A 25,648-nucleotide genomic window follows, 5' to 3' on the forward strand; every position below is an offset into this window, starting at 1 on the left:
CGTACATTTGCAACACACAAATAAGTAAACTATATAAAGAGAAGATAAGAAACAGAAATGAGAACAGTTTATGAATTCTCTGTCAAAGACAGAAAAGGTAAGGCATTTTCACTGAAAGAGTTTTCTAATGAGGTGCTACTGATTGTAAATACAGCTACAAAATGTGGCTTCACACCAACTTACGAGGAGTTGGAGGCACTCTATGAGAAGTACCATGCACAAGGATTTGAAGTACTTGATTTTCCTTGCAACCAGTTTGGACAGCAGGCACCAGGTACAGATGAAAGTATCCATGAGTTCTGCAAACTTACATACGGCACAAAATTCCCACGCTTCAAGAAGGTAAAGGTGAACGGTGAAGACGCTGACCCTCTCTTCAAATTCCTTAAGGAGCAGAAGGGCTTTGCTGGTTGGGACGAGTCACACAAGCTCTACCCTATCCTCGATAAGATGCTTTCTGAGGCTGATCCAAACTATAAGGAGAATCCAGATATTAAGTGGAACTTCACTAAATTCCTTATTAATAAGAAGGGACAGGTCGTTGCTCGCTTTGAGCCAACAGAGAGCATTGAGAATATCGCAAAGCAGATTGAGGAGTTATTGTAGGATAAAGACTTGCAATTAGTTCTTTCCTAATAAGGATAAAAGCTATTTGTAAAATTACATATAACAAAACGATAAAAAGGCAAAGAGTTTAGCTTTCTTTGCCTTTTATTATTTATCATACTTATTGCTGTCCTCTAAACAGAAAATACAAACGTCGTATTAGGGAATTACTTGTAGTAGATATGTTATTACCTAATGTCTGTTTGCCTTTCCTATCGTAAGATATTGCAAGGTAATTAGCACTCCGCACCAATGGTGCTTACCAACAACACAATGCGTGCTGGGCAATAACACATAAGTTAAACATGCAAAGTAAGTTTTAAGCTTACTTCATTTCGCAATCCGAGCCCTGCTTTCTTGCAGGAAGAAAGAAGCATGCTAAGAATGTTATCAATCCATTTAACATCAACAATTCGTAGCCAAAATTGTAGCCTGTAGTCCTCGAAACGATTGTATCTAAAGCAAAACAAAGAAGCGGACTGGCTACTGCTATATATGGAGTTAACCTGTCATTTACAGTTCGCTTGGTACATAAGCCAAAGGCAAAAAGACCTAAGAGTGGACCATATGTATAAGAAGCTATCGTGTAAATTGCATCTATTAAACTCGTTGAGTTGACATAACGGAAGATAAGGATAAACAAAATAAACACAATAGACACGCCTATATGTGCCTGTTTGCGTAACTTTTCATCCTTTGGACGACCACAGATGTCTACACAATAAGTTGTTGTTAAGGCGGTTAAGGCAGAGTCTGCACTGGAGAAGCACGCTGCCACAATACCGATTGTAAAGAGAATGACAACCAATGTACCTAATTGTCCACCTGCAACAGCCTGCAACATGAGATTGTCTGGCACGTCAGGCAAGGCTTGTCCAATACTATTGAAATACATCATTAACAGTACACCCAAGGATAAAAAGAGTAAATTGGCAGGTACAAAGGCAAAACCATAGGTACACATATCCTTCTGTGCTTCACGCAAAGTCTTACAAGTAAGATTCTTTTGCATCATGTCTTGGTCCAGTCCTGTCATAACAATAACAATAAAGATACCGCTAAGAAACTGTTTCCAAAAGTTCTGTTTTGATACCCAGTCATCGAATACAAATATATGAGAATGACTGTCATTGGCTATCGCTTGAGCTGCTTCCGGGAGCGACATGCCTAATGTTTCTACCACCTTATATATAATAAGAATGAGGGCAAGCAGCATACAAAGGGTCTGAAAGGTGTCTGTCAAGACCAGTGTACGAATTCCTCCCCTACGCGTGTAGAGCCAAATGAGTGCCACAAGAGACACAACCGTAATGGGGAAAGGTATGCCGTAGGCATCTAAGACGAAACGTTGAAGTATCATACAAACAACATAGAAGCGCACTGCCGCACCTGTCATCTTAGACAATAGGAAAAATGAAGCACCAGTCTTATAGCTATAATTGCCTAAACGTGTTTGTAGATAAGAGTAGATAGTTGTCAACTTTAGGTGGTAATAAACAGGAAGTAACAGATATGCAACAGCAAAATAACCCAGCACAAAACCTAAACATGTCTGCATATAGGTCATATCGCTCAACATTACCATTCCCGGAACGCTAACAAAGGTAACGCCAGAAATACTGGCACCAATCATTCCGAAGGCAACAAGATACCAAGGTGACTGACGGTTTGCACGAAAAAAAACATCGTTGTCAGCTTTATGTCCCGTGATTCTACTTATTAACAATAAGATGCAAAAATATGCAAGAATAGTAGCGATTATTATCATAATGGCAGCAAAATTACTAAAAATATTATCATTTCATGCAATTAAGAAATCTTATTTTGTAACTTTGTGGGACATCATATTTCAATAAACATTCATCCATTGTATAATTGAGTAAGAGTATGGCACAACAGAAAAGATTTATACTTGACGAGAAAGATATCCCTACACAGTGGTATAATATTCAGGCAGACATGCCCACCAAGCCCCTTCTTCCACTTCATCCGGCTACACGTAAGCCAATGACAGCAGAGGATCTTTCTGAAATTTTCAGTATGGAATGTGCTAAGCAAGAGCTTGATTGTGAGCATGCTTGGATTGATATTCCCGAAGAAGTGTTGGATATGTATAAGTATTATCGCTCCACACCTCTTGTCCGTGCGTATGCTTTGGAGAAAGCATTAGACACCCCAGCACATATCTATTTCAAGAATGAAAGTGTAAACCCACTGGGCTCACATAAGGTCAATTCTGCCATCCCTCAGTGTTACTATTGTAAAAAGGAAGGTGTTACGAACGTGACAACAGAGACAGGTGCGGGTCAATGGGGTGCTGCATTATCCTACGCTGCAAAGGTGTATGGACTTGAAGCAGCGGTTTATCAGGTGAAGATTTCCATGCAACAGAAACCATACCGTTCGCTGATTATGAGGACATTTGGGGCTATGGTTGAAGGTTCACCTTCAATGTCTACACGTGCAGGAAAGAACATCGTGACACGCGACCCAACACATCCTGGTTCGTTGGGAACAGCTATCTCAGAGGCTATAGAACTGGCAAAAACTACACCTAACTGTAAGTACACTTTAGGTTCAGTACTCAATCACGTTGCATTGCACCAAACCATTATTGGCTTGGAGGCTGAGAAGCAAATGGAAATGGCTGGGGAATATCCTGATAAGGTCATAGCCTGCTTTGGTGGTGGTAGTAATTTCGGTGGTATTGCATTCCCATTTATGCGCCACAATATCCTTGAAGGAAAGAATACAGAGTTTATCGCAGCAGAGCCAAACAGCTGTCCTAAACTGACACGCGGCAGGTTTGAATACGACTTCGGTGACGAAGCGGGTTATACTCCCTTGCTACCAATGTTCACACTTGGCCATGATTTCAAACCAGCCAATATCCATGCAGGTGGTTTACGCTATCATGGTGCTGGTGTCATCGTCAGTCAATTGCTCAAAGACGGATACATGTGTGGAATGGACATACCACAGTTAGAAAGCTTTGAGGCAGGTATCCTCTTCTCTCGTACAGAAGGAACTATCCCCGCACCAGAGAGCTGTCATGCCATTGCAGCTGCCATTCGAGAAGCAAAGAAGGCAAAGGAAATAGGAAAAGAAGATGTTATCCTCTTCTGTCTTTCTGGTCATGGACTCATTGATATGACGGCTTATGACACCTATATCAATGGTGATTTAAGAAACTATACACTCTCTGATGATGAGATAGAGAAGAACCTTGGAACTGTTCCGAAGGTATAGTTAAGGTTCTTCTTTTAAATGCGTAGATTGTTAATAGTATGAGATTAATCTACATACATGGTATGATTACTTCAAATAAGATTGTTTTATAAAGGCTCAACACTCAACAACCATCACCCAACACCGGTATAATCACCTCCAATAAGATGGTTTTATAAAGGGGGATAAACTACACGATAAATGTAATTAGGTGCGATGTCAATCCGTCTTATATAAACAACTTATTCCCTCATTAGTTGAAACCTGTAAACTATTTTCGTACAGTTCAAAACCAATACATGCTCTTTTGGCTTCTAAAAGATGCCTAATTGGCTTGCAAAAGGTGCCCTTTTGAGGTCTAACTAACGCCCTTTTGAAGTCCAATTAAGCATCTTTCACTTTGTTACCTGGTAACTGGTTGATTATCTGTTGATTGCAAACCCACTTCTTATATGTCTTTTTACCATTAGTTATAGATGCTTTCCTTGAAATTATGTAATGATTTTTCAAACCCTTATCTGTATATTATAGAGGTCTAAAAAGAAATGATTTTCAATATCAGAGGATAACAATAGGATAGATAGTTGACAGTCTTAGCTAAGTTAGGAGAAATCCTCTCTTTAAGTAAAATATCATCTTAAAGAAAGGATAAAGGTATTTACCTTTAACAATCTATACAGCAGATAGGTTACTATAAAATTACAGGCACTTTGTAGACAGCGCTACAAAGTGCCTGTAATCCTTTATAAACAATGATTAAACTGTCTCAATGTTATCTGCTTGCAAAGCTGCACCGATTGCCGTGCAATACTCAGAATTCTTCGGAATAATAAAGCGAACATCGTATATCTTCTCCATAACAGGGAAAAGGAGTTCGCATTGTGGCAACAAACTAAGATTACCTATGAGTACAAAGTCACGGATATCGCTATTCAAAGAACTCAAGATTGTTGCTGAACCGATAGACTGTAACACCAATCCTATCAAACCTAAGGCAATATCTTCACGACTTGCATTAGCCTGCGCATTGGCAAAGAGAGATGCAGTAGCATCCATTGGCAAGCCTGGAAGTGGACTGGTTGAGATGTCTTTAATCTGAAGATTGATACGAGAAATATCTCCCTTATTAGCCAAAGCAATGATTTCGTTAATGTTATCAGTCTGTAACAACAAACGTGAAAGACCACTCAACGTACCGCCACCAATACCGATACCACCAATGTGACGTACCTCATTGCCATCACAAAGTACAAGTGAGGTACCCGTACCCATAGAAACTACAATCATACGTTGCAACTTCGACTCAAACTGAGCACCTAAGCCATCAGCCAAAAACTCATCTGCCTTAGCCGTTGGAAGTCCATAAACAGGCTTATCAATATAGTGAGCACCTACGCCCGTAAGCATAACACGCTCAACGTCAGATAGGTCAATCCTATTGTCATATAGATATTTTCCAAAAGCTCCATACAAGGACGTTACTGGATCAGTAGCCTTGATACGCAAAGGTTTAATAACCTTTCCCTCTCTGATTCCAACAATCTTGGTTGTTGAAATACCCACATCTATACCGATGGAAATCTTCATACACCTTATATAATTATACAGAAGTCTTACAAAAACCGCTTTCTGGGAGATAATGAATAAACCAAAATATATAAGAATTTACACCAAGTAATCACTCATAAAGAATTATCTCTGCGCAAGTGTTGATAATGGTTCAATTCCTTATAACATCATTAAATCCAATACTCCACATAAGCATGAAATACAACTTATAATGTCGCAAAGGTACGAAAAACCTTAAAGTTTAGAGCATTTACCGAGATATTTTACAAAAAAGACACAAAAATATTTCTCTATTAAGCTGAAAATGAGTATCTTTGCATTCCGTTATAATGAGAGATTAGAAATAAACATCAATAAAGAACAAAAACAAAATGACGAAAGCAGATATCATCAATGAGATTGCAACGTCTACTGGCATCGCCAAGAAGGACGTTTCAGCTGTGGTTGAGTCTTTTATGGAAACCATCAAAGACAGTTTGTTGGAGAAGAAAGAAAATGTATACCTTCGTGGTTTCGGTAGCTTCATCGTTAAGCACCGTGCGGAAAAGACAGCTCGTAACATCTCAAAGAACACGACTATCACTATCCCAGCACACGATTTCCCAAGCTTCAAGCCAGCAAAGACCTTCATCGAGGATATGAAGAAATAAATTAAACATAAATACAATAACAATTTAAAACAATTTAAAGCTATGCCAAACGGAAAGAAGAAAAAGGGACACAAGATGGCTACGCACAAGCGTAAAAAGAGATTAAGAAAGAACAGACATAAGAGCAAGTAAGCCCCAAGGCTGAAAGGCTTTACAACTGACTTTCAATAATATGGCGGGGCGTGTCATCGCAATATACTTCTCTTCCCTGGAAGTGCGACGACAGGTTCCGCATTTTTATTTTATCTATAAGTATCCTTTAGCACCATTGTAGAGACTATAAAAGACGTTAAATGATAGCTTATAACAAACGAAGAAGATGACAAGCGAAGTAATTATTGATGCCCAACCGAAAGAGATTTCGATAGCGCTACTCGAAGACAAGCGTCTGGTTGAATACCAGCGTGAGCCAAGAGAGGCGAGCTTCTCGGTTGGAAACATCTACGTGGCAAAGGTAAAGAAACTGATGCCAGGGCTGAATGCCTGCTTTGTAGATGTAGGTTATGAGCGTGACGCCTTTCTTCATTATCTTGACTTAGGGAGCCAATTCAACTCCTATGCAAAGTATCTGAAACAGGTTCAGAGCGACCGCAAGAAACTTTATCCCATTCAAAAAGCCACTCGCCTACCCGACTTGCAAAAGGACGGAACAGTTCAAAACACACTGCAGGTAGGACAAGAGGTGATGGTACAGATTGTTAAAGAACCCATTTCCACCAAAGGACCTCGCCTTACAGGCGAAATATCATTCGCTGGCAGATTCCTGGTGCTTATACCATTCGGGCATAAAGTTAGCGTATCTTCTAAAATCAAAAGCGGTGAAGAACGTGCACGCCTCAAGCAGCTCATACAGAGTATTACACCAAAGAACTTCGGTGTAATTGTCCGTACGGTAGCTGAAGGAAAGCGCGTAGCCGAGCTTGACGCTGAGATGAAAGTCCTACTGAGCCGCTGGAATGAAGCAATCACAAGACTGCAGAAAACGCAGGAACGCCCTCAACTTGTGTTTGAGGAGACTGGACGTGCTGTTGCCATGCTGCGTGACCTCTTCAATCCAACCTACGAAAACATCTACGTCAACGATGACGAGATTTGCACTGCCGTTCGACACTACGTCTCTCTAATAGCCCCTGAAAAGGCGGGCATAGTGAAGAAGTACACTGGTAAGGTGCCAATCTTTGACAACTTTGACGTTACGAAGCAAATTAAATCAAGCTTCGGCAAGACCATTAATTATGGTCATGGCTGCTACCTCATCATCGAACACACAGAGGCAATGCACGTTGTGGATGTGAATAGTGGAAACAGAACGAAAGAAAAAGCACAGGAACAGAATGCGCTTGACACCAATCTTGGTGCCGCTGATGAGTTAGCTCGCCAGCTTCGACTGCGTGATATGGGTGGAATCATTGTCGTAGACTTTATCGACATGAATCTTGCTGAAGACCGACAGATGCTGTACGAGCGTATGTGTAAGAACATGCAGAAGGACCGTGCACGTCACAACATCCTTCCACTGAGCAAGTTCGGACTTATGCAGATTACTCGCCAGCGTGTACGCCCAGTGATGGATGTAGATGTAGATGAGAACTGCCCTACCTGTTTCGGTACTGGTAAGATTCGTTCAAGCATCCTTTTTACCGATCAGTTGGAGCGTAAGATTGACCGATTGGTTAATAAGGTTGGAGTAAAGAAATTCTATTTGCACGTTCATCCATACGTTGCAGCTTACATCAACAAGGGTCTTATTTCCTTGAAACGTAAGTGGCAGATGAAGTATGGTTTAGGTGTAAATATCATTCCTTCACAGAAACTTGCTTATTTGCAGTATGAGTTCTATGATGCAAAACAGCAGTTTATTGATATGAAGGAACAGAACGACAAATCCTGAACAAACTACTAAGTCGTTAGATAAAACGAAAGGTTTACAACATTAGAAATCCGCTACCTATTATATATAAGGTGGCGGATTTCTTTTTATCCTTACTTTACATATAGCATAAAAACATTGAGTACAAACCTAACCAAAAGTCAATTTGTCAACAATTTTCCTCTCATCGATTTTTATTAAGACTTAATTACACTCGAATTAACGCTCAATTGACTTCTAAAAGATGCCCTTTTGAAGTCTTACTAACGCCCTTTTGAAGTCCAATTCAGCACCTCTTGCAAACCATTTTTGTAACTTATTAATTACAAGACAGTTACAAGGGTGTAGGAAAGAGTGGCTTTATGCTTATTTTAAGTGGGAAACATTAGCAACAATGTAAAATAAATTCGCATCAACAAAAACGTCCTCACCTGTCCAAAAAAAAGACAAGTGTGGGCGTTTGCTATATGGCCTAATAAACGTTTTAAGCCGGAATGACTTTAAAGCGTACTCTGAATGCACGTTTCTGTTCATCCCAGTTTGTACCCAACATTTCAAAGCGACCAATCTGAGCGGTTGAACGGACGTGCTTACCTATGCAAAGACAGACATCAAAGTCACCAATACGAACCAATCGCAACATCTCCGAAGCATCCTCTGGAAGTTTGCCAACATCAACACCTTCTGGAATATTATTACGATCAATCATTTCAAAAGTTACTGGCAAATCTTCTGCTATCAAACGATTCATCTCGTCCTCTATCGCCTTTTCTTCTTTTCGACTCGGCTTATGATCGAGAATGAAAGTCATTTTACTCTTCTTTCGTTCTATGTGAGCATTATTGCTACGCTCTGCTCCAAACATACGCATCATCACCTGATTTAGCAAATGTTCTGCTGTATGAGCAGGAGGGAATTCCTCTTTATTGTGTGCATTTAATACGTAATCCACTGTCTTCCTCTTTATATTAAACTTGTAAATTCTACCATAGTTTGCAGCTATATCCAATGCAATTTGACCATCACGTTTCAATTCTACGACTTTCGTAAAACCAGAAAGCAAGTCGGTCATTTCTACTTCCTGCTCGGGCAGACCAAGGAAATCATACGCATGAGAGGGAACAGTTACATTGATATATACTCGCTTTTGGTCGAAGTTAGCTACAACCAATAACACTTCATTGTCTGTCTTACGTAAAAAAGCGAACTGTTTGCGAGGATTAAACTGATAGCTCTGATTATTTGCATACATAAGATCAAAAGTCTGTCCTTCCCTAACAGCTTTCTCACGATTGCAAAAACGGAGAATTCCCTGATAAACCAACGAAAGTTTCTTCTCATCTGTTGTCAAGGAATCACGATTAAAAAATCCTTTAAAAATAGCGTCACTCGTCCAGTAATCAAAGATGGTTGAACGTCCATCCTGCCCAGAGAAGCCTTCTTTATCCATTCCTCTTTCACCAAACTCTTGCCCTGCATAAACCATGACAGGGTTCTGTTGGAGAAGAGCAGAAACAATCATACCCGGAACTCCCTTCCAAGGATTACCTGCGAAGAAATCAGAAGCAATACGTTGCTCATCGTGGTTTTCAAGGAAATAGAGCATGTGATCGCGAATATCATCAACCTGCTGCCACTCACGTGTGATAGAAGAGGCGGGGCGTTCGTCGCACATAACACCACGAATACAATCGTACATTCCCACCTTATCATAGAGATAGTCAAAACCTGACTCAATATACATACGATATTGATTAGGATCATATACCTCACCAATAAATATCATCTTGGGGTAACGATTCTTAACCTGTTGTGTTGCGTATGCCCAAAATTCATGCGGAACCATCTCTGCCATATCGCAACGAAAACCATCAACGCCCTTTGCAGCCCAAAAAAGAAGAATATCAGTCATCTTCTTCCATGTAGAAGGGATAGGGTGATAGTGATAGCTTCTGCCACCAGCATCACAATAGTCTACACCATAGTTTAACTTTATCGTTTCATACCAGTCGTTTTGCTGTGGGTGAGAGTCGAAGCGATCGTTACCTGTACACTTTGCAGGAAACTCATTATAAGGTTCAGCATCGTGAGCATAAGAATTCTCAACAACACCAGAGAGGTCAAGTTTTTCGTTTGGACAATAATAGAAATTGTTTTGAGCATCAAAGTGCTTGCTCGTATCATCGCCCTCTCCAAGGTCTTCTACGCCCTCTGGCTTGGCGATACTCTTGTATTGACGAGCAACATGATTGGGTACAAAGTCAATAATCATCTTCATACCTTCTGTATGCGTACGGTCTACAAGTGCCTCAAACTCTACCATACGAGCATCTACATCTACTGCTATATCAGGGTCAATATCATAATAATCCGTGATGGCGTAAGGCGAACCAGCACGTCCTTTTACTACACGAGGATTCTGTGTAGGTATGCCAAAAGCTGAATAATCTGTACATGTTGCATGGCGGATTACGCCTGTATACCAAAGATGAGTAACACCGAAGTCATGGATGCGTCGCAACACTTCCTCATCAAAGTCATTCATCTTCCCTACTCCGTTCTCAGCTAATGTACCATTCTCCTTCTTTGTAAGGTTCTTATTACCGAAAGTACGAGTGAAAACTTGATAGATAACTAATTTAGTTTTCATAAACAAATAGAAAGAAAGCCCCTCCTTCGTTCCCTCCCTCAAAAGGAAGGGGACGGAGGAGGGGACTGTCGCTTAATAATAAAGTTAGGACTATACACCGTGTGCATTAACAGTCTTGTCGATACGACCGAGCATACCCTGCAAAGCTGTACCAGGTCCGCACTCAACGAACTCTGTAGCACCATCGGCAATCATGTTCTGTGCGCTCTTGGTCCAACGTACGCTTGATGTAAGCTGAGCGATAAGATTCTTCTGAATATCAGCTGGATCAGTATGTGGCAATGCGTCCACATTCTGATAAACAGGGCACTTTGGTGCATTGAAGGTAGTTGCCTCAATAGCTGCCTGCAACTCATCCTTAGCAGGCTGCATCAATGGAGAGTGGAAAGCACCACCTACCTTCAATGGCAATGCACGCTTAGCACCAGCCGCCTTCATCAACTCGCAAGCCTCATTGACACCCTCTGTTGAACCAGAGATAACCAACTGACCAGGGCAGTTAAAGTTAGCTGCAACACAAACCTTACCTTCTTGAGATACAGATGCACAGATTTCCTCAACCTTCTCATCAGGCAAACCTATGATAGCTGCCATAGTACCAGGATTCAGTTCACAAGCCTTCTGCATAGCATTAGCACGTGCAGCAACAAGCTTCAAACCATCTTCGAAGCTCAATGCACCAGCTGCAACGAGTGCTGAAAACTCACCCAAAGAGTGACCTGCAACCATATCTGGCTTGAACTCATCGCCTAAGCAAAGTGCTGAAATAACGCTATGGAGGAATACTGCAGGCTGAGTAACCTTAGTTTCCTTCAACTGCTCGTCTGTACCAGCAAACATAATCTCGGTTATCTTGAAGCCAAGAATCTCGTCAGCCTTATCGAAAAGTTCCTTTGCTAATGGGTTATTGTCATAGAGGTCCTTACCCATACCAACAAACTGAGATCCCTGTCCAGGGAATACAAATGCTTTCATATACTATTGAATTGTTTAATTATTAATATTCTACAGAGTGCAAAGATACAGAAAAGAAAGGAGATAGAAAAGAAACTAAGTAAAAAACACGATGTGCTTTGCATCACTCTAACCTTGTAGAAATAATTTCTTGTTATTTCCACTATGTATTTTGCATCAATAAGATTGTACACATTAGGTTTGTATAAGAATACTTTGGGGTTATAAATTACCAAAGAACATTCACTTTGCCAGCATTTCCAATGCCATCGACATCCCCTAAGACAAACATTACTTACCCCTTTAAAACCATATAAGTCTTGTCTTTACCTGTTCTTATAAGGAATGTTACAAGTTCAGAAAGGCATCCGCACCATTCGTGCGAAGGCTTAGCACGTGTGGTGCGAACGTCAAACACCATTCGTGTTGTTGGTAGATAGCTTACCATACATACCCAAAACGAAAGAAATGAGTTGTACTATCGAAAGGATATAACACCTACTTCATTCATCTAAGTAATCATTACCTTTACATCTAAACACGCTAAACGAACGATATAGTTACATCATTGAAAAGACATAACAAGGTGGCGACCTGCTAATAAAGCGATAAAGCCTAATGCAAGGGAGGCAATGATATAAAGGGAAGAAATAATAAAACCATCCCCTCCCTTTAATAACGTTGCATGCTCATTCATAAAAGTTGAAAAGGTTGTGAAACCTCCACAGAAACCAGTAGTGAGCATAAGGCGAACAGCAGGACTGAATCCGCCATGATCATTAGTTAATGAAGAGAAGATACCTATAAGGAAACAGCCAAGCACGTTGACGACCATTGTTCCCAAAGGGAATGAGCCAGCTACAGCAAGTTGTACATACTTCGAGATAACCATTCGAAGACTGCCACCAACAAAACTTCCAATACCTACTAAAAGAATATCCTTTATCATACTGAACGAACAATTTTTTTTGTCTATAAGGCTTAGAAAACCAGATTAAAACCAAATCGAATACCATTCTTTGAGATACCCGGAGCATGTGTATAAGTTAGTCGACGAACGTAATCTACCTCCAAAAACTTGAAGATATTATGTACTCCGACAACAAACTCCATGTAAGGATCGCGTGTCATAACACGTGTATCGACAGGGAACTTATACAATTCCGTATCATTAGCATTCTGTGGTAAATATGGGTTGTTCTTATCTGTCAAATGTCCCCACATTCCTTTAAAGGCAACATACTCACGCCACTTCAGCTTCTTAATGAGTGGAATACGGTTGAAAATCTTACCCTCTAAGTCCCATGCAAGATTAAACTGTGCATATCGGTCATTAAGGAATTCAAGTCCTTTCATGAGGTTGAATGTTCCTTGATGCTCGAAATAAGACGTGTTCACAGGAGGAGTAATAAGGAATTGGAATGGTACCTTATTCCATTGTGCACCACCTTGTACACGTGTATCAACATGTCCCCAACTTCCTAACCAGAAACGTTTATAAATAGAAACCTCCGTAAGATTAGTATTAAAGTCACTACCTAAGAAATGCTTAATACCCATTGTATGCGTAACATTGAACTCTGGCGCATCGAGATTTACAGTCATACGCTTTTGCTTTGAGTTCACATAAGATTGTCCTGGACGATAATTGAATCCAAGACTAATCTCACTCACACGCAGTTTGTCAACCAACGTACCATCCATTTTCTCATAGACAAGCTTACCTGTAGGCCTGTTACTCTCTGTACGAATCTCAAAGTTTGTAGCCAAACCATAGTCAGTCTCCCACATGAAGTTAATCTTCTGACGATTTACAAAATACATCTGCTCAACCTTCACTGGGCGGAAAGTCATGAAGATATTATCCTTATTGTGCTTCAGATACTTGTCTGATGGAGACTCAACATCACTTGTTGATTCGAAAGATATGGTACGGATAGGGAACTCAATAGGCTGATACTCGGGCTTATTAAACGAGTATGTTACCTTTGCATCGTAATAATTACGACGCGACCGTGTACCATAAGCATAGTAACCCTCAAAGAACCAATGAGGATTAAACTTAGCTGTAGTACGGGCAGAGGCACGTAAACGAATGCCATCAACAAAGTTCTTTGAGATAAAAGTATTGACAGGACCAATATCAAACTTACTTGGCTTATCTTCTGAACCTGTTTCAATGAAGTTCTCTATCAAAGCCTTGGACGCAAACATCACCCATTTGAAATGCTTTGTGCTTGCCATACGCTTGATAAATGAGTCCATTCCAGCCTCACTCTTCGTCAGTTGCGTTGTTCTATGTGCTGCCCAGAAATCATTATCGCGCATCTTAGCATGGGTATCGTATATTGTCTTTGCCTTTCCCTTAAATTGTTTGTCCTCAATAGGGGCAAAAGAATAGTTTGTTATACCGGTCGTGCGAATGACAATAGCACGTTGCAAAAGGTCTGTCAGCTTCAACTCGGCAATCATATTATCAGTCGTTAAAGCCCACTCTCCATTACTTAACTTCGTGAATCCCTGCTGAAACTTCATTGCATCAACAAAGTTAACACCCGTATTAGCAGGCAACTGCATATCACACTTCTTCACATGAAGTGAACTATCATTCAACACATACAACTCTCCACGGAACCCAAAGTCCTGCTGGTTGGCTGGCATAAACTGCAAACGAATACACTGATCCTGATTTACATAGACCGTATCGTCGATATAAAAATGATAGAACGAAATCGCTGTAGAGCCTATTGGAGAAGGGAAACGCTTCTGAAGAAGATCAATTTGGTCGTCATAAAGATTGATATCCTTAAAGAGATCCTTCACTATCGTATTCAAAGCTTCACCTGTTTGTATAAGTTTTGAAATACCTTTAGTAGACTGTCCTAACACGATATCCTTTTCATCACGTGGGTTCTTACGGTAAAGATGCTGCGTAAGCGCCTCATCTACAGAGATTGGAAGAATGAGTTTGTTATTATAAGGACAAGTTTCTACTTGGTCAAGAAGCCAAGGAGCTTTCTTAAACATAGAGCCTTCAAGTTCATCAGGTGTAAGGTTATTAATAGCCATAGTCACCTTCTGATACTTATCATACTGATAATAATCATGGTTTTCCAAGTGAGTTTGCTTCTTCGCAGCAATAACTCGCCTCATCAACTCTACTGCTGGGTTATCCTTACGCGAATATTTATGACGACGTTTAGCCTTCACAACAATACCCTGCAACTGCTTAGAGTCTGCGATAAGCGTCACTTTCAATTCTCTTGAAGTATGTGCAGTAATCTTAATATTACGTGATTTATAGCCAACAGCAGTGATTGTAAGTTGTTCTCCTACTTTTCTTGCAATAGAGAAATGACCATTCGCATCACTCGAAGCACCTAACTTTAAATTCCGATAGACTGCATTCGCATAAGGAATACTATCTCCTGTTTGCCAATCAACCACATAACATTGAAGTAGCGTACTATCTATCACAGCTGGTTTTGGGGCTATCTTAGCTAATGAGTCCATCATCTGCAGCAACGAATCAGTTGCAATTCCCATCGAGTCAGCTGCTGTCAACAAAGAATCTTTACCTACAAACGAAGAGTCTTTACCCACCAACAAAGAATCAATGTGCATAACATAAGGCTTTGAATTAAAGAACAAAGACTTAAATGTATATGCATGTGCTGAAAATGATACGAACACTAAGAGGAGAGCAACTATCACTCTCAACCTTATCATTCGCCGTCCTCCTCTTGTCTTATCAAAGACAGAAGATATATGATTACGCATGTTTAGACTCATTAATCTATTCATATCTTACTTTAGTTTTAGAATCATGCAAGACAACTTACTTTCGTCATTTTGCATTCAAGCATCCTCCTATCCCATAAAAGGGTTTGGAGGACTTCTCTGTTAATTGAGGAGATGACTAATCAATCTCCTCATCAGCTTCATATCCACCCATTTCTCGAATGGCATTCTTCAGCATTGTATACTGTTCAAAGAGATTATTGACAGCTTCCTCACCACGAGTGAAATCGTGCATTGGACTCTTGAGGAAGATACTCAAGAAACGCTGAATACCATAACGACCAGACCTTGCAGCAAGATCAGAGAGCAACGTAAGGTCAAGAAGCAATGGTGCAGCAAGGATGGAATCACGACAAAGGAAATTAATCTTTATCTGCATCGGGTAACCCATCCAGCCAAAGATGTCTATATTATCCCATCCTTCCTTGTCATCATTACGAGGTGGATAATAGTTGATACGTACTTTATGATAGATATTACCATAAAGGTCGGGCTGCTCATCAGCTCTACAAATGGTCTCAAGTGTCGACAACTTACTTACTTCCTTTGTATGGAAGTTAGCTGGTTCATCAAGAACTAAGCCATCACGATTACCCAAGATGTTCGTTGAGAACCAACCAGCAAGTCCAAGGTTACGTGTCTTAATGATAGGAGCAAAGCCCGACTTAACCAATGTTTGCCCCGTCTTAAAGTCTTTACCAGCAATAGGCATACGTGTCTTCTCAGCCAATTCCCACATAGCAGGTATGTCAACCGTTGTATTAGGAGCACCCATGATAAACGGACAATCCTCTGTCAATGCCGCATAAGCATAACACATAGATGGCGCAACATGCTCTCTATCATCTGACTTCATAGCCGATTCCAATTGCTCAAGCGTCTTGTGGTATGCCTCATCATATGGTACATAAATCTCGGTAGAAGCTGCCCAGATGACAACAACACGTTCGCAGCCATGCTCTTTCTTAAAGTTCTGAATGTCTTTCTGCAATTCCAGCACCATATCCCAGCGTGTCTTGCAGTCTTTAACATTGTCTCCGTCAAGTCGCTTAGCATAGTTTCGGTCGAAAGCTGCCTTCAAAGGCTTGATAGCCATCAGTTCCTCGCGTACAAGTTCGATATCCTTTGCCTTCAACACTTCAGCATATACTGCTGCTTGATAAGCATTCTGAGGGTACACATCCCATGTACCAAAGACGATATCATCTAAGTTTGCCAATGGAACAATATCTTTGTAATGAAGATATTTCTTATCAGCTCCGCGCCCAACACGGATCTTATCATATTGAGTCATTGAGCCAATGGGCTTCGTAAGACCCTTGCGTGTCATTAACACTCCAGTCATGAAGGTCGTAGCAACAGCGCCGCAACCAACGACCATTATTCCTAATCTGCCTTCTGCAGGCTTTACATTTGTTTGCTTCATGATTATTACTGCAATATTTAATTAACGCATTAAAGCGGCGTATATTGTCTTAATATAGGTTGTAGTTCAACTAAATTCTTAATAATATAATCTGCTACACACGTTGCTGGCTCTTCAAACGTCCACCCTTCGCCTTTTAACCATAGGGTATGACAACCAAATTCATGTGCAGGAAGTATGTCTTTGGTATAGCTATCGCCAATCACAACAACGTTTTCAGGCCTCACTTCCATAGATTTCACAGCTAAATTAAATATCTGTGAATCAGGTTTTCGAACACCAACAACAGAACTTTCCGTTATGGTTTCAAAATAAGAAGATAAGCAAAACTCCTCAAGCACAACAGACATGTTGCCATAGAAGTTTGTTACCAAGCCTATTCTATAATGCTTCTTTAAGTCTGACAGCACTTCTCTACTCTCTGCTATATTGGCTTTTACCTTGTCATAAATATCATTCAACAGAATTCTTTGCATCCGTTCAGCCTCAACTTTATCTGCCACTAACCAGCCACAGCCTACCAAGTACTCAAACTCTAATTTCAATTTAGACGTTAACATCGAAAGAAATGTGTCGTGTGACTGTATAATAGGCTGCTTCGCTAAGGTACGTTCTGCATGTACATAGGCTTCACGAAACTGCACTTCTGTCACTGGAATTCCGTTTCTTTTGTATGCATACCAAAGAAACTTTCCCCAGTGACAACCTGCAGTATCAAGCGTACCACCAAAGTCAAAGAGGAGAGTTAACCCTCCCTCCTCATCACATTGAGTAGCGTGTGTTCTCTTTGTTCTTAATGATATATCGTTTAACTCTTTGTTCATTCTAAATGGTTTAAGCAATATTAGATCATAATAGACTGTCATTCAACATTAAATGGTGAACAGAAAAAGTAAATCTTCAACATATTTTCAATCTTAAATACAGCCTAAGAAACATATAATTTACTCTTTTGGCGTAAGACTTTTACACAAATCTTCGTGCCGCTTGTGCATATAGATGTACAACAAACTATATAAACTAATCTCAAACACAAAGTATATCCACGGACAATTCAATAAGCAAGTGACGTAGATAAGAATAGCACGACTATTGAACGAAAGAAAATTTGTAAAAGGCATCAGCGGTCTACTACCTGCCAAAAAGCGGTCTTTGAGTTCCTGTGGTACCTTATCTATTCCTCCGTACTTCTCAATCAATGCCGCATGAAACTTCTGAAAAGCAGGAGTTCTACGCTCCTGACTTCTACAATAACGTTGATAATTACTATGAAAAGCACGGTCCCAAACGACTCCCTTCTTTCCTTTCAAGCTTTCGACAATATCGTGTTCGCGTTCGTATGAGTCAAGTTCTGAACCTTCTTTACCCTTCAAGAAATAAAGATGAATCTGTCGATAATAGTCGCTCAATGAACTTTGTGGAGAGTGACATAACAAACTTGCAATGGCTGCCAAGGCTAATCCCCAAAAGCCCCACACCTCTGATGTGCCAGGCATTGGCTGATACCACAGTCGTAAGACAATAGCAAGATAGATTGAGAAGAACCACACATCGCCTGCAAAACCATCTAAACAGCGACCTTTCATAGATTGTTGACGAGTAAGCCGTGCCAACTGTCCGTCGGTTGAATCACAAAAGTTTGCTAACATCAAGAGAATAATTCCTATGATATTATGCAAAGTATCTGTAAAATAAAACATTACACCCGCACCAATTCCAAGGAAGATAGAGAGAATAGTAATCGTATTAGGTGTAACACCTAAGCGATGCCAGAACAAGGCAAATGCCAAGCCTATGGGGCGAGTAAAATAGATATCAAGCCATTCTTCCGTATCCATAGACTTAAAAGAGGCACGAAGAAGACTAAAGAATCCCATCTTACCATCTTGTCCTTCTCCCAAATAAGGTGAAGAGGGCTGAGCTGCAAAATGAGCGTTGCCCATTGTTTGCTGAGCAGTTGCTCTATTATTTTGTTCTTCTTTTATCATTGTATTCTGATTATTTATAAACGATTCGAATTAAGGAATAATTGACTATCAATCAACTACAACTATTCATATCGTCCTTACACGTCTCGTTTGAGGAGGTTTTATGAGAAGCCTCAACCTTCTGTTTCATCCGTTCAACAATAGCCTTTGCCGCTTCTTCCCTACATCTTGAGAAACTGGGGAAGTCATTAAAATCAATGATAACATAACTGCCGTCTTCCCGTACTATCGCATCACCACCATAAATAGGCGTCTGTAGTAAACAAGCTAACTTCTCCGCATCAGTTTGTAAGTCAGAAGATGAAAATGGATAATACTGCGGTTTACCATTCCTTTCTTCATCACCAAACTTTGTTTCAGTATCATCACCTGAATAATAATAACGGAAAAAGCCAGTACCTTCAACACCATAAAACTTCACAACGTCACCTTTTACATGTGCTTGCGTCACAACATCTGTGATACCACGCTGCATAAAGGTTGATTTTATCTTTTCGACTTCTGACCAATCATGACAGAAACAGACGTCTTCTTTGCTTTGAGCAGCAGTATCAGCACGCTTTACCCAATAGCCATCATCCCCCTTATCAGGTGGCAATGGGAGATGGTTTTCACGCATCACCTTGTCTATATTACTCCTTTGACAAGCCCAAACGCCATCCGATGGGTTAATAACTTGTATGCCATTCTGCTCCAACTGCTTAAAACACTCTAAAGCCTTTGTGCTGCGAGCCATAGAAATAATTTGGCTATTGACATTTACTAAATCTACTGATTCAGATGAAACAGACTGATTATAAGTACTAAAACGATTGACAAAATCATCTTCACTTATTATCGTGGCATTCTCTAAAAAACTACCAACCTCTTGCAAGATAGCTAAGTCTTTCTCCTCAGAATTAGGTGAATAGCAGGCTGCACGTTGTATCAACAGGGTTTTCCCCTTACAACAAGAAGATAAGTTATTTACTCTTTCATCAGCCTTTCTTATATCATCTATATGGTCAATATCAAACACCTTTGTCAGCGGATAAGCTTCTATTTGCAAGCCATCTGCAACCAATGCACGCTGAAAATTACGCATCCGACTCTCACCTTTCTCTATACAAGATTCCAGAATATTAAGCGAGGGAGCAGTCAAACCATATATACCTGCAGAAATAAAGTGAGAATCGGCTTGAGGTGTATCATAATAACCATTAATACGCATAACATTGTCTACACCGACATAAAGTGGTTTTTCATCATCAATATAGTCTGTAACACCCATCAAAGCGTCTGTCCCCTGTGCTATCTTATCTTGAAAGGATAAGACGTAATCATGAAACTCTCTCTCATCAAAGATTGTATCGACTGTTGTTAGGATAAAAGGGTCATCACGAAGGAAATTGCGCAACTCATAAAAACTATGCATTGAGCTCGGAGTTGATTTTACAACAAATCGCAGAGGGACTGGCAATCCATTCAATCCTTTGTCTTGTATCATCTTCAGATGGCTTGCCACATCAGACATCTGCTCATTACAGATAACAACAATCTCCGTGGCATTATTTCCCATGAAAATCCTTATTAATCTGTCTATGAGCCGTTCTCCCCTTACCTTCACCAATGGTTTGGGTTCGGTGACACCTTCTTGAGCCAGTCGTGAACCGTCGCCAGCTGCAATAATTGCGAATTTCATCCCTGCAAAGATACATAATTCTAAGGAGATAAGCCTCTTTCTCGGTAACGTTTTTCTACTTAAATATACCCCTAAAGAGACTTTTATAATACTTTTATCGGCTTACAAGCCTTGATACTTAACTAACCCCTCTAAAAATGACAGAAGACAAATAAAATAAATAAAAGATAATAACAGCCTTATTTGAGCACTAAGAGAGCTGGGAAATTTTATTACAAAAGCAAGAAGAAAAAGAGACTTAATAACAGCCTAAATCAGTATTTTTCACTACTCTTGTAACCAAAAGACAATCAAACAATTACAAAACAGTAAACTAAAAGATGCTTAATTGGACTTCAAAAGGGCGTTAGTTAGAACTCAAAAGGGCGTCTTTTACAAGTCAATTGGGCATCTTTTCGAAGCCTAAAAGGCACATATTACTTTCCAATAGTTAGAAAATTTATTACAATTAATGAAACACATAGTTCTCATAAAAGCAAATATAATAATCGAGAAAAAAGCGTTTTAGGTACAAAGAAAGCAAAAAACAGCAGAAAAATAAGCGAAAAAAGCAAGTTTAAAGGTCATTATAGTTAATTTAATGTTAAAGCGCGAACAATCTAAATAAAAAATTTGCTTGATTGAATATTATATTCTATCTTTGCATATATAGAATTAGAGGATGATAACAACAACATAACACAGATTGTTTAAGACTAAAAGAAACTAATCCTCTATAGATATTCACAAGCCAAGTTGAGATTTAATTTGACTTGTATGAGATGAAAAGAGGTTATAAAAACTATTTTACTAAAGACATCAAAAGAAATATATAGCTACTTAGTTGCGTTAACCACGCAAGGATAATTCACGCAAATAAGAGTACGAATTACATAGGTTAGTTTTTTAAGGTGAAGGATAACAAAATTGTCATGGGTCCCACTCTATCTCATGTTGGGATTTCGAAGACATTCAGCCAGTCCTGATTTCACGTCGGTGAAATCAGGATTTTTTATTTGAAATATTTTGTTTTATCCGTTAAAGTGCCTATATTTGTAACCATATATGTTTAAAGATAAATACAAGCGAATAAGTTGTATGTTGCTCTTTTTCCTCATTGTAGGAAGAACTATGGCACAACAGCCCTTAACCTTTGAGTTGGAACGTGTCAGCGACTCACTTTCATGGCTTTGTTTATATCCTAAGATAGAAAGCAAGACATATCCTAAGATAGAAAGCAAGACGGCACTGAAAAGACAAGAGAAGAATAAAAAAAGCAGAACAGCTATTGCGAAATGGCGGCTTCCCTACCCTGTTTATCAACTCGTAACAGGCGATATTAATGGAGATGGAAAGGACGAAGCAATCGTTGGGGTTATCAAACCGACTCGCTTCTATCCACAACCTGCACGCCGACTCTTCATCTTTAAACAAATAAATGGTAAAATACGCCCCATGTGGATGGGGGCGCGAATAGGTGGAATACTATGCGATTTTCGTTTTATTGAACCATACGTACGTACATTGCAAGCAACCACCGATGATAAATATGTTGTCGCAGACTATGTTTGGGACGACTTCGGACTCGCCTTCGTACGCTTTTTAACTGAAGCAGTTAGCCACGAAGAAGCCCTAAAACGATTTACTTCGAACGAATAAAACTAAAATATAACAATTTAAACCAAAACAAGATGAAACACAATCCCTATCACAAGCGAATGCAAAAGAACGCATTTAGAGCTGTAGCTATTGCATTACTAATCTTGTTAGTCTCACCTACTGCGTGGGCACAAAGTGAAAAGACTGATGGCAACACAGGTGATGCATATATTGAACGTGCCCAAGAGAAGAAGACGCCTCTTATTCTCCCTGGTGCTGGAAAAGTCAATATTGAAAAATTGAAGGGTAAGATTGATACGCAGATGGATATCTCTAAACTCAATCTTTTAGAGCTACGTGCAATCAGAAACGCCTTTGCTGCAAGGCAAGGATACCCTTTCAAGGATGCAACCTTACGTGCATTATACAATACAACAACATGGTATAACGATGCACTTTGGGATGTTGGTGAAAAAGAAGAGACCACTGGTAAGAAGTTCTCACCACGTTATACGAAAGAACAACTTGCCTTTACAGAGCGCATCCGTGCACGAGAAGCTGAATTACGAAAGCTGAACTTTAAACCAGCGAACAGTAAGGACGTGGTGAATATGAAGAATCTTATCAACCCTTTCCAGCTAAAAGAGTTTGACCCAAAGCTATATAGCATGTTGGGACAGAATGGTTTTGCAATCATTCCTGCCGAACATAATCAGCTTTTCCACGTATATGAGAAGAATGATTATGCTGATTTCCCAAGCTTCGTTACCACCGATCTCTATCTACAACTTTTCCATCTCTATTTTGATTGTGTGTTGCGTGATGTGGAAGAAAAGCACTTGGACTCCCTGATGATTGTCTTTTCTTCCAAAATGGGAGCAGAGATGAAGACGCTGACAAGCAGTCAGAATACAGATATAAAGGCTGCAGCGGAATATGGTCAGGCATGGTTTGAAGTCGCATCTTGGCTCTTTAGTCATGATAAGGCTCCTACGTCAGCTGCCACATTGAATGTTCCTGAAGCTTACAAAACAATGGTAATGGAGGAAATTAATAAGGCCTTTGAGGCTGAGAATGGGTATTCAGAGATGCTTGAATATGCTCCTCCAGGAGGAATGTTTGCTTATTCGCTCTTCCGTCCACGCGGTCACTATACCCGATCTAAGGTTTGCAGTCGTTACTTCCGTGGTATGATGTGGTTGCAAACAGCCCATTTTGGCACGGACAAGCTTGCAAAGATGAAGCAGATTGCGCTTATCGCCAATGTCTTCAATCAACAACCAAAGATCAAAATCATATACGACAAGGTAAGTGAACCTATCACTTATCTTATGGGAACACCTGATAATGTTACCCTAATACAGGTTGCGGAACTTATTAAGGAAACGAACTTACCTATAGAAAAGCTATTGTCTTCGAAAAAAGATATGGCTAAGCTGACAGAAGATATCGAAAGTATTGCAAAAAAACAAACACGCATCGAGTTGAAGAAAACACATGGTAGCAAATATGTCGTAGACATTATGCCACAGCGTTATCAACCTGATGCAGAGGCATTGATAGCTACTACGGATCAAGATAGCCCTGTTTCTCTCCGTCCATGCCCTAAGGGACTCGACTGGATGGCTGTGATGGGACTGCCAGGTGCCGAACGCATTCTCATGGATGAGCTGAAAGAAGCACAGAAGTGGGCGGATTTCCCTAAGGCATTAACCACAGCTCGTAAGAAAGTTGCTGATACTCCGTGGGAGGCTTGTGTAGCAAATCAATGGATGTACACGCTCCAGTCATTAGGTGATACCGCACAGTCGCTTCCTTATTTCATGCGGACACCACAGTGGCAGAAGAAGAATTTGAACACAGCACTTGCTTCTTGGGCTGAGTTAAAGCATGATGCTATCCTCTACGCAAAGCAGCCTATGTTGGCAGAGTGTGGTGATGGAGGTCCAGAGCCACCTGTCGTGAAAGGTTATGTAGAGCCTAACATAAAGTTTTGGGAGAAAGCTATTGCACTTGTAACAAGAATGGATAAAGTCCTCACAACTTACAATTTACAGACAGAAAAGGCAAAGGCTGTATATGAACGAATAAAGGAAATGGCTGAATTCTGCCGTGATATCAGTAAGAAAGAACTGAATGGTGGAAAGATAACTGATGAGGAATATAACCAGATGGAGATTATTGGTTCGACCGTAGAGAACATATCTTTGGAGCTTGTCAGTGAAGATAACCAGATGTTGCAGGGGTGGTCGGATGTTGTAAGTACCGACAAGAAGGTTGCAGTTGTTGCTGATGTCTTCACTGCTACAGGTGAAAACGTGGCTATGAAAGACATGTGTGTACTTTACGAAGGTGTTGGTCCTGCTTACGAAATATACGTAGTTGTTGAGATAGACGGCTCCCTTTATCTCACTCGTGGCTCTGTTTTCTCTTACCGTGAGTTCACTCGATTGACTTCAGACCCACGCATGACGGACGAAGAATGGCAAGAGGAATTAAAGAAGTCACCAACAGGTGGAACGCCATCATGGATGAAAGAGATCATAGCTCCAGTAAAAGGAATGAGTGCTGATGATGAAGAGACCTTCTATAGCTCGGGTTGTTAAAGTTATTATATGCTTGCTAACTCCTATCCTACTATCTTTCAACGGGATAGGAGTTAATAATATAGACAAAAAGAAGTCTACTTCTAAAGAGGTAGACGACACCTTACGTATCGTTATTACAGGTGACCTCCTACTTGACAGAGGGGTAAGACAGAAGATTGATATGGTGGGAGTCGATGCTCTCTTCTCACCTACTATCGACTCATTGTTTCACTCTTCCAACTATGTAATTGCCAATTTAGAGTGCCCAGTGACCAAAATAAGGGAACGAGTGTTCAAACGTTTCATCTTTAGAGGCGAACCAGAATGGTTGCCCTCATTACGTCGTCATGGCATAACACACCTCAACTTAGCCAATAATCATAGTATTGACCAAGGAAGAAGAGGACTTTTAGACACACAAGAACAGATTAAAAAAGCAGGAATGATACCTATCGGGGCTGGTAAGAATATGGAAGAAGCAGCAGAACCAGTACTCATTTCTACAAGTCCACGCCATGTTTGGGTAGTTTCATCCCTACGTTTACCCTTAGAAAACTTCCTCTATCTTCCTCAAAAACCTTGTGTTAGTCAGGAGAGTATAGATAGTCTTATCATGCGAGTTAAACGCTTACGAGCCACAGATAAGAATTGTTATATTCTCCTTATACTACATTGGGGATGGGAACACCACTTCAGAGCCACTCCACAGCAGCGTGAAGATGCACACAAACTAATAGATGCAGGGGCTGATGCTATTGTTGGACACCATAGTCATACGCTCCAAACATTAGATACATATCGAGAAAAACCAATCTATTATGGTATTGGAAACTTTATCTTTGACCAAAGAAAACCAATGAATTCACGGGCTTGTCTTGTGGAGTTAAGCATCACTGCAGAGAAGTGTAAAGCAAAGGCTTTACCTATAGAAATCAAGAACTGCACACCCTACCTTAGTAAATAGCGTTTTCAAATTGTGCTTATTTCTCACTTTTGGATAACTTTTCAGCGAAAAAGTTTGGAAGTTTACGTTTAAGTATATACTTTTGCAGCAGGTCT

At 40.2% G+C, this 25,648-nt stretch carries 18 protein-coding genes; 7 read left to right on the forward strand and 11 right to left on the reverse strand.

The features are described 5' to 3' along the window. Positions 1-57: 57 nt before the first annotated feature. Positions 58-606, forward strand: coding sequence for a glutathione peroxidase (locus FIU21_RS01520; RefSeq protein ID WP_004359516.1), 549 nt, complete (start codon positions 58-60; stop codon positions 604-606). 325 nt (positions 607-931) lie between these two features. Here FIU21_RS01520 and FIU21_RS01525 read toward each other — a convergent pair whose 3' ends face one another. Further along, positions 932-2,374, reverse strand: a complete 1,443-nt coding sequence (locus FIU21_RS01525) for a sodium:solute symporter (RefSeq protein WP_004359517.1) — start codon at positions 2,372-2,374, stop codon at positions 932-934. A 119-nt stretch (positions 2,375-2,493) separates the two neighbouring features. Between FIU21_RS01525 and FIU21_RS01530 the strand changes: the two genes are divergently transcribed. Beyond that, complete coding sequence (locus tag FIU21_RS01530) at positions 2,494-3,855, forward strand: TrpB-like pyridoxal phosphate-dependent enzyme (protein ID WP_036885934.1); 1,362 nt, start codon at positions 2,494-2,496, stop codon at positions 3,853-3,855. 735 nt (positions 3,856-4,590) lie between these two features. Here FIU21_RS01530 and coaW read toward each other — a convergent pair. Beyond that, entirely contained in the window at positions 4,591-5,421 is an 831-nt protein-coding gene (coaW, locus tag FIU21_RS01535) for a type II pantothenate kinase (protein ID WP_004359519.1), read from the reverse strand. A 353-nt stretch (positions 5,422-5,774) separates the two neighbouring features. On the opposite strand from coaW, the gene FIU21_RS01540 reads away from it, so the two are divergent. Next, entirely contained in the window at positions 5,775-6,053 is a 279-nt protein-coding gene (locus FIU21_RS01540) for an HU family DNA-binding protein (protein WP_004359523.1), read from the forward strand. 319 nt (positions 6,054-6,372) lie between these two features. Continuing rightward, positions 6,373-7,944 carry an Rne/Rng family ribonuclease gene (locus tag FIU21_RS01545; RefSeq protein ID WP_004359524.1) on the forward strand — a complete coding sequence of 524 codons (1,572 nt, stop codon included), beginning with the start codon at positions 6,373-6,375 and terminating at the stop codon, positions 7,942-7,944. Between the two features lie 463 nt (positions 7,945-8,407). Here the strand turns inward: FIU21_RS01545 and FIU21_RS01550 are convergent, their stop codons facing one another. From FIU21_RS01550 to FIU21_RS01590, 9 genes are all read right to left on the reverse strand, one after another. Beyond that, positions 8,408-10,573: an alpha-amylase family glycosyl hydrolase gene (locus FIU21_RS01550; protein WP_004359525.1), complete on the reverse strand. Its 2,166-nt coding sequence runs from the start codon at positions 10,571-10,573 to the stop codon at positions 8,408-8,410. Between the two features lie 90 nt (positions 10,574-10,663). Then, a complete protein-coding gene (fabD, locus tag FIU21_RS01555) occupies positions 10,664-11,548 on the reverse strand; it encodes an ACP S-malonyltransferase (RefSeq protein WP_004359527.1) in 885 nt (294 codons plus the stop codon). Between the two features lie 274 nt (positions 11,549-11,822). Then, complete coding sequence (locus FIU21_RS01560; protein ID WP_172891281.1) at positions 11,823-11,975, reverse strand: hypothetical protein; 153 nt, start codon at positions 11,973-11,975, stop codon at positions 11,823-11,825. Positions 11,976-12,092: 117 nt separating this feature from the next. Further along, a complete protein-coding gene (crcB, locus tag FIU21_RS01565) occupies positions 12,093-12,476 on the reverse strand; it encodes a fluoride efflux transporter CrcB (protein ID WP_004359528.1) in 384 nt (127 codons plus the stop codon). A gap of 32 nt (positions 12,477-12,508) precedes the next feature. After that, positions 12,509-15,043 (reverse strand): DUF5686 family protein, encoded by a 2,535-nt coding sequence (locus tag FIU21_RS01570; protein ID WP_496109401.1) that lies wholly within the window; start codon positions 15,041-15,043, stop codon positions 12,509-12,511. 403 nt (positions 15,044-15,446) lie between these two features. Further along, entirely contained in the window at positions 15,447-16,754 is a 1,308-nt protein-coding gene (locus FIU21_RS01575) for an inositol-3-phosphate synthase (RefSeq protein WP_004359532.1), read from the reverse strand. A 29-nt stretch (positions 16,755-16,783) separates the two neighbouring features. Next, positions 16,784-17,578 (reverse strand): HAD family hydrolase, encoded by a 795-nt coding sequence (locus FIU21_RS01580; protein WP_004359534.1) that lies wholly within the window; start codon positions 17,576-17,578, stop codon positions 16,784-16,786. Between the two features lie 120 nt (positions 17,579-17,698). Then, on the reverse strand, positions 17,699-18,742 hold the full coding sequence (locus FIU21_RS01585; RefSeq protein WP_172891282.1) for a CDP-alcohol phosphatidyltransferase family protein: 1,044 nt from the start codon (positions 18,740-18,742) through the stop codon (positions 17,699-17,701). A gap of 52 nt (positions 18,743-18,794) precedes the next feature. Then, complete coding sequence (locus tag FIU21_RS01590; protein WP_036885940.1) at positions 18,795-20,423, reverse strand: nucleotidyltransferase family protein; 1,629 nt, start codon at positions 20,421-20,423, stop codon at positions 18,795-18,797. Between the two features lie 1,077 nt (positions 20,424-21,500). Between FIU21_RS01590 and FIU21_RS01595 the strand changes: the two genes are divergently transcribed. The 3 genes from FIU21_RS01595 to FIU21_RS01605 are packed head-to-tail and all read left to right on the forward strand — an operon-like array spanning position 21,501 to position 25,553. Next, a complete protein-coding gene (locus tag FIU21_RS01595; RefSeq protein ID WP_050759740.1) occupies positions 21,501-22,061 on the forward strand; it encodes an FG-GAP repeat protein in 561 nt (186 codons plus the stop codon). 32 nt (positions 22,062-22,093) lie between these two features. Further along, the gene (locus FIU21_RS01600) at positions 22,094-24,607 is read left to right on the forward strand and encodes a DUF3160 domain-containing protein (RefSeq protein WP_036885947.1); all 2,514 of its coding nucleotides are present in this window, start codon (positions 22,094-22,096) and stop codon (positions 24,605-24,607) included. Next, entirely contained in the window at positions 24,573-25,553 is a 981-nt protein-coding gene (locus tag FIU21_RS01605) for a CapA family protein (RefSeq protein WP_004359544.1), read from the forward strand. Before FIU21_RS01600 ends, FIU21_RS01605 begins: the two co-directional genes overlap by 35 nt. Positions 25,554-25,648: the final 95 nt, after the last annotated feature.

The sequence above is a fragment of the Prevotella melaninogenica genome (assembly GCF_013267595.1).
Lineage (GTDB): Bacteria > Bacteroidota > Bacteroidia > Bacteroidales > Bacteroidaceae > Prevotella > Prevotella melaninogenica_D.